Source organism: Neorhizobium sp. NCHU2750, from assembly GCF_003597675.1.
Classification (GTDB): domain Bacteria; phylum Pseudomonadota; class Alphaproteobacteria; order Rhizobiales; family Rhizobiaceae; genus Neorhizobium.
On the sequence record NZ_CP030827.1, the window covers coordinates 4,050,082 to 4,063,128 of the forward strand.

13 protein-coding genes and 1 tRNA gene are annotated in these 13,047 nt (G+C 62.1%); 9 read left to right on the top strand and 5 right to left on the bottom strand.

Features of this window, described 5'->3' with window-relative positions; genetic code table 11:
- Positions 1-57 precede the first annotated feature (57 nt).
- The gene (locus NCHU2750_RS19460) at positions 58-735 is read left to right on the top strand and encodes a response regulator (RefSeq protein ID WP_119943566.1); all 678 of its coding nucleotides are present in this window, start codon (positions 58-60) and stop codon (positions 733-735) included.
- On the top strand, positions 732-2,129 hold the full coding sequence (locus NCHU2750_RS19465; protein WP_119942289.1) for a sensor histidine kinase: 1,398 nt from the start codon (positions 732-734) through the stop codon (positions 2,127-2,129). Before NCHU2750_RS19460 ends, NCHU2750_RS19465 begins: the two co-directional genes overlap by 4 nt.
- On the opposite strand, the gene nagA is transcribed toward NCHU2750_RS19465, so the two are convergent.
- From nagA to NCHU2750_RS19485, 4 genes are read right to left on the bottom strand one after another with little or no spacing between them, the layout of a single operon-like run.
- A complete protein-coding gene (nagA, locus tag NCHU2750_RS19470; protein ID WP_119943568.1) occupies positions 2,130-3,287 on the bottom strand; it encodes an N-acetylglucosamine-6-phosphate deacetylase in 1,158 nt (385 codons plus the stop codon).
- Between the two features lie 11 nt (positions 3,288-3,298).
- A complete protein-coding gene (locus NCHU2750_RS19475; RefSeq protein ID WP_119942291.1) occupies positions 3,299-4,321 on the bottom strand; it encodes an SIS domain-containing protein in 1,023 nt (340 codons plus the stop codon).
- A gap of 18 nt (positions 4,322-4,339) precedes the next feature.
- Positions 4,340-5,104: a GntR family transcriptional regulator gene (locus NCHU2750_RS19480; protein ID WP_119942293.1), complete on the bottom strand. Its 765-nt coding sequence runs from the start codon at positions 5,102-5,104 to the stop codon at positions 4,340-4,342.
- On the bottom strand, positions 5,101-5,988 hold the full coding sequence (locus NCHU2750_RS19485; RefSeq protein WP_119942295.1) for a glucosamine kinase nucleotide-binding domain-containing protein: 888 nt from the start codon (positions 5,986-5,988) through the stop codon (positions 5,101-5,103). Before NCHU2750_RS19485 ends, NCHU2750_RS19480 begins: the two co-directional genes overlap by 4 nt.
- Positions 5,989-6,193: 205 nt before the next feature.
- On the opposite strand from NCHU2750_RS19485, the gene NCHU2750_RS19490 reads away from it, so the two are divergent.
- The 7 genes from NCHU2750_RS19490 (at position 6,194) to NCHU2750_RS19520 (ending at position 12,874) form a co-directional block, all read left to right on the top strand.
- Entirely contained in the window at positions 6,194-7,117 is a 924-nt protein-coding gene (locus NCHU2750_RS19490) for an N-acetylmuramic acid 6-phosphate etherase (protein ID WP_119942297.1), read from the top strand.
- 18 nt (positions 7,118-7,135) lie between these two features.
- Complete coding sequence (locus NCHU2750_RS19495) at positions 7,136-8,392, top strand: ABC transporter substrate-binding protein (protein WP_119942299.1); 1,257 nt, start codon at positions 7,136-7,138, stop codon at positions 8,390-8,392.
- A 240-nt stretch (positions 8,393-8,632) separates the two neighbouring features.
- Complete coding sequence (locus NCHU2750_RS19500; protein WP_119942301.1) at positions 8,633-9,580, top strand: carbohydrate ABC transporter permease; 948 nt, start codon at positions 8,633-8,635, stop codon at positions 9,578-9,580.
- A gap of 10 nt (positions 9,581-9,590) precedes the next feature.
- Entirely contained in the window at positions 9,591-10,433 is an 843-nt protein-coding gene (locus tag NCHU2750_RS19505; protein WP_119942303.1) for a carbohydrate ABC transporter permease, read from the top strand.
- Positions 10,430-11,491, top strand: coding sequence for a Gfo/Idh/MocA family protein (locus tag NCHU2750_RS19510; protein WP_119942305.1), 1,062 nt, complete (start codon positions 10,430-10,432; stop codon positions 11,489-11,491). Before NCHU2750_RS19505 ends, NCHU2750_RS19510 begins: the two co-directional genes overlap by 4 nt.
- 34 nt (positions 11,492-11,525) lie before the next feature.
- Complete coding sequence (locus NCHU2750_RS19515; RefSeq protein ID WP_119942307.1) at positions 11,526-12,527, top strand: ABC transporter ATP-binding protein; 1,002 nt, start codon at positions 11,526-11,528, stop codon at positions 12,525-12,527.
- 107 nt (positions 12,528-12,634) lie between these two features.
- The gene (locus NCHU2750_RS19520; protein ID WP_162939683.1) at positions 12,635-12,874 is read left to right on the top strand and encodes a hypothetical protein; all 240 of its coding nucleotides are present in this window, start codon (positions 12,635-12,637) and stop codon (positions 12,872-12,874) included.
- A 38-nt stretch (positions 12,875-12,912) separates the two neighbouring features.
- Here the strand turns inward: NCHU2750_RS19520 and NCHU2750_RS19525 are convergent.
- Positions 12,913-12,988: transfer RNA gene (locus NCHU2750_RS19525), tRNA-Ala, on the bottom strand.
- Between the last annotated feature and the right edge of the window lie 59 nt (positions 12,989-13,047).

Genomic DNA, 13,047 nt, shown 5'->3' on the forward strand with positions numbered 1-13,047 from the left:
CACCCGTTACATTCCTCCGCTTGCCGATTATAGTTGAGGCGCAAGCGGGGGGATTTCGTGCGGATATTGCTGGTCGAGGACAATCTGGCGCTGGCCGAAGGGCTGCAGGCAATTCTTCGCGGGACAGGCTATGTCGTCGATTTCGTCGCCGACGGCGCTTCGGCGGAAGCCGCAGCGGCAGCCCAGACCTATGATCTCGTCATCCTCGACCTGAACCTGCCGGAAATGGACGGGCTCGACGTGCTGCGCGCCATGCGGGCAAGGCAAAACCGTGCGGCAGTGATGATTTTGACCGCCCGCGGCCTTCCGGAGGAACGGGTCAAGGGGCTCGATCTCGGCGCCGACGACTACATGATCAAGCCGTTCGACGTGCCGGAATTCGAGGCGCGTATCAGGGTTCTTTTGCGCCGTCAGGCGGGTTTGCGAACCTCGGTCGTCAGCCATGGCGGCGTCACCTTCGATCTGACCTCGCGCACCTTTTCCTGCAACGGCACGCCGCTCGATATCCCCGCCCGCGAGATCGCGCTTCTGGAATTGCTGTTCATGAGAATGGGCAAGGTCGTCTCCAAGGAGGCGATCGTCGCCTCTCTGACCGGTTTCGACGACGACCTTTCTGCCAATGCGATCGAGCAATATGTGAGCCGGCTAAGAAGGCGTTTGACCCCGCACGGATTGACGGTGAAGACGGCCCGCGGCATCGGCTACTATCTCGAGACGGCAGGTGCGGCGCCATGATCAGGCTCCCGGTGCCGAGGCCTGGACGCTATTCGCTTCGCCGCCGCTTGCTGGCCTGGCTCCTGGTGTCGACGGCAATGATCGGCGCCGTCGCCCTCGTCGATACCTGGGACGAGGCGATCGATACGGCCAATGAAGTATCCGACCGGGTTCTGGCTGGCTCGGCGCTGGCAATTGCTGAGCGCGTCATCGTCTCGGAAGACGGCTCGCTCGAAGTCGACATTCCCTATGTCGCGCTGGAAATGTTGACATCGGCCGCCCAGGACCGGGTCTTCTACCGTGTCGACGGGCCGCCGGGCAATTTCGTCACCGGTTACCGCACCTTGCCGTCCATCCCGCGCCGGGAGGGCCAGCAGGCAGCCTTTGCCGACAGCAGTTTCCGCGGCGAGCCGATCCGTGTCGCAGCACTCGCCCGTTCCGCCTCGACCGGCATCAATTCGGTGCCGTTCACCGTGACGGTGGCCGAAACGACGATCGCCCGCCAGCAATTGACCCGCGCCATCCTGCTGCGTTCGGCTCTGCGGATCCTGTTCATGATCCTCGGTGCGGCGTTCATCGTCTGGATCGCCGTTACCCTGTCGCTGCGGCCGCTCTATCGGTTCAGCGAGGCGCTGTCGGAACGCAGCCCCGATGATCTGCATCCGATCACCGAGCGGGTGCCGAACGAGGTTCAGGGGCTCGTCGATACCGTCAATTCCTTCATGGTCCGGCTTGAAGGCGCGCTCGATGCGCTTCGTCATTTCACCGGCAATGCCGGCCATCAGTTGCGCACGCCGCTTGCCATCGTGCGCACGCAACTCGCTTTGGCCAAGCGGGCGGGCACGCTTGGCGAGGCGCGCGAGGCCTCCGAAAAGGCCGATGATGCCGTCGGCAGCGCCGAGCGCATCCTTGCCCAGCTTCTGCTCATGGCGCGCATCGATGCGGCCGGCCGATCTACGGCGATGGGGAATGTCGATCTGGTCGATCTTGCCCGTGCGGCAACTGCAGAGCACGTGCCGCGCGCCGCCGAAGCGGGCATCGATCTCGGCTTCGAAGGGGAGGGGGAAGCAAACGTCACCGCTGAGCCGATCCTGATCGGCGAGCTGGTGAAGAACCTCGTCAACAACGCGCTTCTCTATACTGGAACGGATGCCGAGGTAACCGTCCGGGTTTTCGCTACTGGGGATAAGGCCTTGCTCGAGGTCGAGGACAACGGGCCCGGCATCCCACCCGAACGCCGGGAGGCCGTGCTGAAACGTTTCGAGCGCGGCGAGACGTCCGAGCGACCGGGAACCGGCCTCGGACTTCCGATCGTCGAGGAAATCGCAGGACTGCATGGCGCAAGCCTCACCCTCGGCGAAGGCTCAGGCGGAAAAGGCCTCAAGGCTGCGATTGCGTTTCCGCTGGCGAGGTGATCAGGCCCGATATACTTCCCGGCCACCGATCCAGGTACTCTGCGTCCTGAGATCGTCGTCCAGCACGACGAAATCCGCGTCGAGGCCGGGGGCGATCGAGCCTTTCACGCCCGATACCTGCACCGCTTCCGCCGGATAGACCGTTGCCATCCTCAGCGCTTCCTCGAGCGGCAGGCCGAGTATCTGGTGAACGAGGCGAACCGAAGAGGCCATGTCGATATCGGCCCCCGCCAGCGTGCCGTCGATGAGCGTCAGGCGGCCGTCGCGGCGCAGAATTTCGCGGCCGTTGAGGGTGAATGACGTCATGTCCGTGCCGAGCGGGCTCATCGCGTCCGTCACCAGGAATATCTTCCCCGGCCCGGTCTTGGCTCTAAGCGCAATACCCATTGCCGCCGGATGGACGTGAATGCCGTCGGCGATCATGCCGGCGTAAAGCGCGCCTGTCGCAAGTGCAGCACCGACCATGCCCGGCTCGCGGTGGCCGAGCGGGCTCATCGCATTGAAGAGGTGGGTCGCCGTGCGGATGCCGGCCGTCGCATAGCTTTGCGCCGTCTCGTAGCTCGCCTCCGTATGGCCGAGGCTGACGGTGATACCGGCGGCGGCGAGCCGCGTCACCTGGTCCGCCGAGACGCTTTCCGGCGCGATCGTCACCATCAGCGCGTCGAGCGCCATGCCGCAGGAGAGGATGAGATCGAGATCGCGCTCCTCCATCGGCCGGATCAGCTTTGGATCATGCGCCCCCTTGCGGGAGAGCGACAGATGCGGGCCCTCTAGATGCAGCCCGAGAAAACCGGGAACATGCCGGTCCTTCGCCGCGATCCCGGCCTCGACTGTCCGCTCGGTGATCTCGTACGTATCGGTAATCAGCGTCGGCAGGAGCGCGGTCGTGCCGAATTTCGCATGGGCGGCGCAGATCGTCGCAATGCCTTCGACCGTCGGTTCCTCGTTCAGCAATACCCCGCCGCCGCCATTGACCTGCAGGTCGATGAAACCGGGCGCAATGATCTCGCCGCCCTCGATCTTCTCGATATCCGGCGAAAGTGAGCCGACCGGCCGGATCGCGATGATCTTGCCGTTGCCAAACAGCACGGCCGCATCCTCATGCCAGGAGGCGCCGTCGAATACATGCCTGCCGATGAGGGCCCTGTTTTCAGTCATACTGTCTTCGGTCATAGGGTTTCGGTGACCTTCTTCAGCGCTGCCGGCTGGTCGGGGTTGAACCCCTTCGACCGCGACCAGGCCTCGACAAATCCGTAGAACGGCACGATCAGCGCCAGGGCATCGGTCAAGGGATGGCCGGTGGCGACGAAGGGCAATTGGCGTGCGGAAGAAACCTTGCCGGACGTTGCAAAGGCGAGTGCCCGCTTGCCGGCAAGGCTGTCGACGATCTCGACGACGGAGGCTTCTGCCGCATCGCGGGCCGCGAAGGCCAGAACCGGAAAGCTGTTTTCCACCAGCGCTACCGGCCCATGCAGCACTTCCGCCGCCGAATAGGCCTCCGCATGCATGTTGGAGGTTTCCTTGAATTTCAGCGCCGCCTCGCTGGCGATTGCCAGTGCCGGGCCGCGGCCGAGCATATAGAGCGATTCGGCCTCGCCGAGCCGGTCGGCAAATTCGCTCCAGTCGAGCGCGACGGCCTTGTGCAGGTGATCCGGCAGGTCGCATATGGCGGCTTTGAGCGCTTCGTCACCCGTCCATTCCGACAGCAGTGCGAGACCGGCGACGATCGAATTGACGAAGGATTTCGTCGCGGCAACCGCCAGTTCCGGCCCGGCATTGATATCGACGGCATGGAGCGAGGCGTCGGTGATCGGCGAGGCAAGTGTGTTGGTGAGCGCCACGGTAACAGCGCCGCTTTTCGTCGCCGCGTCCGCCATGGCGACGATATCCGGGCTCTTGCCTGATTGCGAGATGGCAATCGCAGCGCCCCCGGCAAGCTTCATCTTTGCCCCGTATATTGACGCAAGCGAAGGCCCGAGTGAGGCGACGGGCCGCCCGGCCGTCAGCTCGACCGCATATTTGATGAAGGTCGCCGCGTGATCCGATGATCCGCGGGCAATCGTCACGAGGAAGGCCGGGTCTGCGGCCCGCAGCGCATTGCCGGCCTTCTGCAGATCTGCTGCCGACCGGTCGAGCAGGCGTGCGACCGCCTCCGGTATCTCGTTGATCTCCTGCCGCATATGGGTCAGCATTCTGTGGTCCTCGAATTGTCAACTGTCTCCGAGCGAAAGCTCGGCCACGAAATCGTAGGCATCGCCGCGATAAAGCGAGCGGGTCAGTTCCACCACCCGGCCGGACGCGAGATAGGACACGCGTTCGATCGAAAGGCCTGCCGCCTCGATCGGCACTTCCAGAAGGGCGGCATCGCTCTTCTTCATATTGGTTGCCGAAATCCGCTGGATGGCCCGCACCGGCCGCGCATCCTTCTTTTCCAGTTCCGCATAAAGCGAGCCGGAAAGAGCGGCCGGCTCCGGCAGGAACTCGGCGGAAATGCTTGCCCGCTCTATGGCAAGCGGCATGTCGTTGCCAAACCGCAGGCGCCCGATCCGCGCCACCATCGTGCCGGGCGCAAGGCCGAGCATCATCATCTCTTCCGGTGACGGATGAAACAGGCCGCGCTCCAGCCATTCGGAACGGGATACGAGCCCGCGCCGTGCCATGTCCTCGGTAAACGATGTCAGCCTCGTCAGCGGCTGTTCCACCCGTGACAAAGGCTTGACCACGAACGTGCCGGAACCCTGCCGACGGGTCAAAAGCCCGTCCCGCACCAGATCGTCGACGGCCTTGCGCACCGTCACGCGGCTGACATTGGCATAGTCGGCGAGATCGCGCTCCGCCGGCAAGGCGTCGCCATGGCCGAGCTTTCCGGAGCGGATCGCATCCTCGAGGCTCTGCCGCAGTTTGAGATAGAGGGGCCCCGAACCCGCCGATTGCAGCCCGTCGAGGGGAAGGATGGCGGTCAGCATATCGCTCATGCGCCAACCTCCGCGCCTGTCCCATAGGCCTTCACCGCAAGCTCGACGGCACCGGTCAGCGCATCGGCGCGCGGTTTGGAAAGGCGCCCACGGTGCCGTTCGGCGAGATAGGGTGGATAAAGCGAGGAAAGACCGCCAAGCAGGCAAAGCCTGCCCTTGCCGTTGGTCACCGCATGGACGGCATCGAGTGCCTCGTCCACGCCGCTTGCCCCGGCCGCCAGAATGCGCAGCGCCGCCGGATCGCCGCTTTCGGCAAATTCGAACACCTTTGGTGTATAGCGGCCGAAATCGCCGGGCTTTGCCAATCTGGCAAAATCGACGATCAGTTCCGGGTTGCCGTCGAACTCGGCAAGGATCGCTGCGCAGAACGGCGTCATCGGCCGGATTGCATCATAGGCGAGCAGCGTTTCCTGCAATGCGAGCTGGCCGAGCCTTGCGCCGCTGCCGAGATCGCTGACTTGGAAACCCCAGCCAGCTATGGATCTGAACCGGCCTTCCGCGCGGATGATATAGACTGTGCCGGTGCCGACGATGCCGATTGCGCCGTCCTCGTCGCCGATCGCCCCCTGCAAGGCGATCACGCCATCCGAGACGATTTCCGATCTCCGGAAGGGAAGGCGGGGCCGCACATAACCCACCGCATCGCCGACATTGTTGCCGGCAAGCCCGAGGATCGCCGCTGCCGCGCCGAGATCGGCTGCAAGGCCCGCGTCTTCGAAAGCAAGCTCCGCAGCTTCGGCAATATGCCGCAATGCCGTGTCGGGATCGGTCAGGATATTGGACGCGCCGCTCTTGCCGCGGCCGAGCACCTTGCCGGACCTGTCGGCCAGCGCTGCCCGGCAACTTGTGCCACCACCATCGATCCCGAGAATGAAACCCGTCATTGGTACCTCCAACTTGATGATACCAAAAAAATACCATTTACCAAGGCAGAAATAACGCTTTGGCAAAATTCATCGATAAAAGGCCAATTTCATTGGCTTTTTAGCATGACCGATTGATGGCTCAATTCTCCCGGGTAACAATCATTAATTTCTCGCTGGACAATTGGTATTTTTTTGGCATCATTTTAATCAGAGGGAGAAACGGATGAGCGAAAAAGCCACCGAAGCCAGACACGGGAAAGCGGAAGGGCTTGATACGCTCGCACCGGCCGATATCCTTGCGCTGCTTTCCGCCGGCCAGCAGGATGCGGCACGCGCGGTGGATGCCGCCATTCCGGCGCTTGCCGAGGCTGCCGATCTGGTGGCACGCGCCCTGCGCAGTGGTGGCAAGCTGGTCTATGCTGGCGCCGGCAGTTCAGGCCTGATGGCCATGGCCGATGCGCTCGAGCTTCCCGGAACCTACGGCATTGCCCGCGAGCAGATTGCACTCCTGCTTGCCGGCGGCATTTCAAGTCTCGGCGATATGCCCGGTGCGCCGGAAGATGACGTGACGCTCGCAGAACGCGATGCATCTGTCATCAAGGAAGGCGACTGTGTGCTGGCCGTCTCTGCCAGTGGCTCCACGCCTTATGTGATGAAGATTGCCGAGATCGCCGAAAGCCGCGGCGCAAAGGTCGTGGCGATTGCCAACAATGCCGGTGCCTGCCTGTTCGATGGCGCCGATGTTGCGGTCCTGTTGTCGACGCCGCCGGAAGTGGTGGCCGGTTCGACCCGCATGGGGGCCGGCACCGCCCAGAAACTCGCCTTCAACATGCTTTCCACGCTTGCCGCGATCAAGCTCGGGCATGTGCATGATGGCCATATGGTCAATCTGCTTGCCGATAACGACAAGCTGCGCACGCGTGCCGCAGGCATGGTCGCCGAGATAGCCGGGATCGGCTTCGACGATGCGCGTCGCCTGCTTCTGGAGGCCGACGGATCGGTGAAGCTCGCCGTCCTTCTGGCTGCCGGCGCGGCCGATCTTGGTGCCGCAAAAGATTTGCTCGATTGTTCCGGTCAGGTGTTGAGGAAAGCCCTGTCGGAACTGGACATGACGGAAAATACAGCCAAACGCGCTTGCAAGCGCTAACCGATAAGGGAGAACATCATGACCCGTCTATTGAATGGCATGCTTCTGGCCACGACCATGCTGGCATCTGCCGGCGCGGCTTCGGCGGCGGATGTCACGCTCAATATCGAAAGCTGGCGTAGCGACGACCTGCAGATCTGGCAGGAGAAGATCATTCCGGCGTTCGAAAAGGAAAATCCGGGCATCAAGCTCACTTTCTCGCCGACCGCACCGACCGAGTATAACGCATCGCTGAATGCCAAGCTCGATGCCGGCTCTGCAGGCGACGTCATCACCTGCCGCCCCTTCGATGCCTCGCTCGAGCTTTTCAACAAGAAGCAGATCGCCGACCTGACCGACCTCAAGGGCATGGATAATTTCACGCCCGTCGCCAAGGCTGCCTGGTCGACCGACGATGGCTCGAAGACCTTCTGCGTACCGATGGCATCGGTCCTGCACGGCTTCATCTACAACAAGGATGCCTTCGACAAGCTCGGCATCAAGGTCCCGACGACCCGCGACGAATTCTTCGCCGCGCTCGACAAGATCAAGGCCGACGGCACCTATATCCCGATGGCCATGGGCACGAAGGATCTCTGGGAAGCGGCCACCATGGGCTACCAGAATATCGGCCCGAACTACTGGAAGGGCGAGGATGGCCGCAAGGCACTGATCGCCGGCAAGGAAAAGCTGACCGACAAGGAATGGGTTGCCCCGTTTGAGGAGCTTGCCAAGTGGAAGCCCTATCTCGGCGACGGTTTCGAAGCCCAGTCCTATTCGGACAGCCAGAACCTCTTCACCCTCGGTCGTGCGGCCATCTATCCGGCCGGCTCCTGGGAAATCGCGCTGTTCAACAGCCAGGCCCAGTTCAAGATGGGCGCCTTCCCACCACCGGTCGCAAAGGCCGGTGACAAGGGCTACATCTCCGACCATCCGGATATCGGCGTCGGCATGAATGCCAAGACGACCCATCCCGAGGAAGTGAAGAAATTCCTCACCTGGGTTACCTCGCCGGAATTTGCCGAAATCTACGCCAACTCCTTGCCCGGCTTCTTCAGCCTCAACAAGAAGGAAGTGAAGATGAGCGATCCGCTTGCCGAAGAATTCGTCTCCTGGCGCAAGGATCACATCTCCACCGTGCGCTCCACCTACCAGATCCTGTCGCGTGGCACGCCGAACCTGGAAAACGAGACCTGGGTCGAATCGGCTAACGTCATCAACGGTACGGATACGCCGGCCGCTGCCGCCGAAAAGCTGCAGAAGGGCCTCGACAGCTGGTATAAGCCGGGCAAGTGATGGTGTGGGATCTCTCTTCGTAGACGAGAGAGGTTCATCTGTGAAAAGTCCCCCTCTGGCCTGCCGGCCATCTCCCCCACAAGGGGGGAGAACACCCGAGGCGAACGCCCAACGGCTCGAGGGCTCGGCGGATCGACTGGGTTAAGCCCTCCCCCTTGTGGGGAGGGTGGGGAGGGGTCTTTGTCTCTCCGAGAACACACCCGCAGTGCCCGCCAGCAAACACAAACAAGACGAGAACCGATGACCGAAGCCGACACCCATTCCGAAGCGGCCCCGATCAAGCGCCCGTTCCGCTGGCATATCCTTGTGTTTCTGGCGCCGGCTTTCATCGTCTATACCGCGGTCATGATCCTGCCCTTGGTCGAGACGCTGCGGCTCTCCTTCTACAACACCGTCGATGGCGCCACCGCCTTCGTGGGCCTCGCCAATTACAAGGTGCTGTTCGGCGACGCACGCTGGTTGCATGACTTCTGGAATGCGCTGAGAAACAACCTGGTCTTCTTCGCCATCCATATGTGCGTGCAGAACCCGATCGGCATCGCGCTCGCAGCACTGCTCTCGACGCCGAAGCTGCGTTTCGTCGCCTTTTACCGCACGGCGATCTTCCTGCCGACGCTCCTGTCCTTCGTCATCGTCGGCTTCATCTGGAAGCTCATTCTCTCGCCCATCTGGGGTGTCGCGCCATGGCTGATGAGCCTTGTCGGTGCCAAGTGGATGTTCGCCCCCTGGCTCGGCCAGTCGGGCCCGGCACTCATCGCCGTATCGTTGATCTCCAACTGGCAATATATCGGCATTCCGATGATGCTGATCTATGCGGCGCTGCTGTCCATTCCAGAAGAGGTGATCGAGGCTGCCGAATGCGACGGCATTACCGGCTGGAGCCAGTTCTGGAGGATCAAGCTGCCGCTCGTCCTGCCGGCGATCGGCATCATCTCGATCCTCACCTTCGTCGGCAATTTCAACGCGTTTGACCTGATCTACACGGTCCAGGGCGCGCTCGCCGGCCCCGACATGTCGACGGACATCCTCGGAACGCTGCTTTACCGCACCTTCTTCGGTTTCCAGCTGCAGCTGGGCGACCGATCCATGGGTGCCACGATCGCCACGGTGATGTTCGCCATCATCCTCGTCGGCGTGTCCTTCTATCTCTTCGCCATCCAGCGGCGCATGCGCCGCTACCAGTTCTGAGGGGGAAACCATGTCCAACAAGGCACGCTCTTCCCCGGTTCGCGCAAGTCTCGTGCATCTGGCGCTGATTGCCTACACGCTGATCGCCATCTTCCCGGTCTTCCTGACGATCATCAATTCGTTGAAGGACCGCAACGCCATCTTCCGCTCGCCCCTGCAGATACCGCTGCCCTCGACCTTCAGCCTCGTCGGCTACAAGACCGTGCTCGGCCAGGCGGATTTCGCCCATTATTTCCAAAACAGCTTCATCGTCACCATCGTCTCGATCGTGCTGGTTCTGCTGTTCGGCGCGATGTCGGCCTTCGCGCTCTCCGAATACCGTTTTCGCGGCAACGCCTTGATGGGCCTCTACATGGCGATCGGCATCATGATCCCGATCCGGCTCGGCACCGTGGCGATCCTGCAGGGCATGGTGGCGTCCGGCCTCGTCAATACGCTGACAGCGCTGATCCTCGTCTACACGGCGCAGGGCATACCGCTTGCCATCTTCATCCTGTCGGAATTCATGCGCACCGTCTCCGACGACCTGAAGAATGCCGGCCGCATCGATGGACTGTCCGAATATGCGATATTCTTTCGCCTCGTCCTGCCGCTGGTGCGCCCGGCCATGGCAACGGTCGCCGTCTTCACCATGATCCCGATCTGGAACGATCTCTGGTTCCCGCTCATTCTGGCCCCGTCCGAGGCAACCAAGACGGTGACGCTCGGCAGCCAGATTTTCATCGGCCAGTTCGTCACCAACTGGAATGCGGTTCTGGCGGCGCTCTCGCTCGCCATCCTGCCGATCCTCATTCTCTACGTCATCTTCTCCCGCCAGTTGATCCGCGGCATCACGTCCGGAGCGGTCAAATGAGCACGCATAAGCCGATCCGGGTTCTCGTCGCAGGTCTGGGCAATATGGGCCGCAGCCATGCGCTCGCCTATCACAACGATCCGGGCTTCGAGATCGTCGGCTTGGTCAATCGCTCTGCGCCCAAGCTCGATCCGGCATTGTCCGGCTACGAGATCCATCCGGACTTCCTCACCGCACTGGCGCAACTGAAGCCGGATCTCTGCGCCATCTGTACCTATTCCGACAGCCATGCGGATTACGCCATTGCCGCTTTCGAGGCCGGCTGCCACGTCTTCGTCGAAAAGCCTCTGGCAACTACGGTCGCCGATGCCGAACGGGTCGTGGCAGCCGCGAAGGCCGCGGGCAAAAAGCTGGTGATCGGCTATATCCTGCGTCATCATCCCTCCTGGGTGCGGCTGATCGAGGAAGCGCGAAGGCTCGGGCCGCCCTATGTCTTTCGCATGAATTTGAACCAGCAGTCCTCCGGACCCACCTGGGACGTGCACAAGGCGCTGATGCAGACGACCCCGCCGATCGTCGACTGCGGCGTCCATTATGTCGACGTCATGTGCCAGATCACCGATGCCAGGCCGGTCGAAGTGCGCGGCATGGGCCTGCGCCTCTCCGACGAGATCGCCCCGGACATGTATAACTACGGCCATCTTCAGGTGATCTTCGACGATCGCTCTGTCGGCTGGTACGAGGCCGGCTGGGGGCCGATGATCTCGGAAACCGCCTTCTTCGTGAAGGACGTGATGTCGCCGAAAGGCTCCGTCTCGATCGTCATGGATCCGAACGCGAAGTCCGACGACATCGACACCCATACGAAGACATCGGTCATCCGCCTCCACAATGCCGAGACCGGACCGGACGGCATGTTCATCCATCCGGACAGGGACATGGCGATGGTGGGCGAGCCCGGCCATCAGCAGCTCTGCGATCTGGAGCAGGCCTATATGCTGAGGGCGATCCGCGAGGATATCGATCTGACGCGCCACATGGACGATGCTGTGCAATCGCTGAAAATCTGCCTGGCGGCGGATGAGAGCGCCCGCACCGGTAAACCGGTCCACCTTTGAAGGCCGGCCACGAGATTTAACAAGGAAGACGCTTTTGGGTTCGCTGCAACTGACCTCCATCCGCAAGTCCTTCGGCGATCATGAAGTGCTGAAAGGCATCGATCTCGACGTCAAGGAAGGCGAGTTCGTCATCTTCGTCGGCCCGTCCGGCTGCGGCAAGTCCACGCTGCTTCGGGTCATTGCCGGGCTTGAGGATGCGACATCCGGTTCGATCCGCATCGACGGCAAGGAAGTGGCCACCGTGCCGCCGGCCAAGCGCGGCATCGCCATGGTCTTCCAGTCCTATGCGCTTTATCCGCACCTGACGGTCAAGGACAATATGGCGCTTGGCCTGAAACAGGCCGGCACCGACAAGGCCGAGATCGAGGAAAGGGTGACGAAGGCTTCGGCCATGCTGTCGCTTGAGCCTTATCTCGCCCGCCGCCCGTCAGAGCTTTCGGGCGGTCAGCGCCAGCGTGTCGCGATCGGCCGTGCTATCGTCCGTGAACCGAGCCTGTTTCTCTTCGACGAGCCGCTGTCGAACCTCGATGCGGCCCTGCGCGTCCAGACAAGGCTGGAAATTGCCCGCCTGCATCGCCGCCTGAAGGCGACGATGATCTACGTCACCCATGACCAGGTCGAGGCGATGACGCTGGCCGACAAGATCGTCGTGCTGAGCGCCGGCGCGATCGAACAGGTCGGCTCGCCCATGGAACTCTACAACAGGCCGGCCAATATCTTCGTCGCCGGCTTCATCGGTTCGCCGCAGATGAATTTCATTGCCGCAGAGAAGCTCGGTGAGAGCGGCTGCAAGACGATCGGCATCCGGCCCGAGCATATCGCCCTGTCGCGCGAGGCGGGCGACTGGAAGGGCAAGGTGGTGCATGCCGAACATCTGGGTGCCGATACCATCCTTTATCTCGAGACGGAAACGGCCGGCCTCGTCACGGTCCGTCTGTTCGGCGAGCATCGCTATGGCGCCGACGACGTGGTTTTCGCCACGCCGGACAAGGCCTCGATGCATCGCTTCGACGCCAACGACCAGGCGATTCGCTAGGTTTTCTGCATCGGCCACGCTGCCGAAGACGGCAGCTGCGACCATCGGACCGCGTCGACCGAAGAACCTTATGGCTTCCTCTGCGTTATCCTTGCAGAGGAAGCATCATGGTTACGATAATAGCACTCATATCGATGGCAACCCTTTTCGCCGCACTGGCGGGCATCATCATCCACCAGAAGTCGCTGGCGCTCCGCGATCTCTATGACGAAGAGGTGGCATTGGGCGGCCAGGTGATCGCGGCAAGGCCCGTCACGCGCCGAAATGGCCGCTCGGCCACGGTCGGCATACGGAACACGGCAACGGCACGCCGCAAGCTCAATCATGCCTGTGGCCATCAGGCCTGAATGCCCGGTCGGCAAATCGTAACTTCTGAGAAGAGGATTGGTGGAGCTAAGCGGGATCGAACCGCTGACCTCTTGCATGCCATGCAAGCGCTCTCCCAGCTGAGCTATAGCCCCATCAGGGTGGTCCGGTATATCCGGTCCTGGGAAACTCTGCGGCGGTGTTCGCTGCGGAG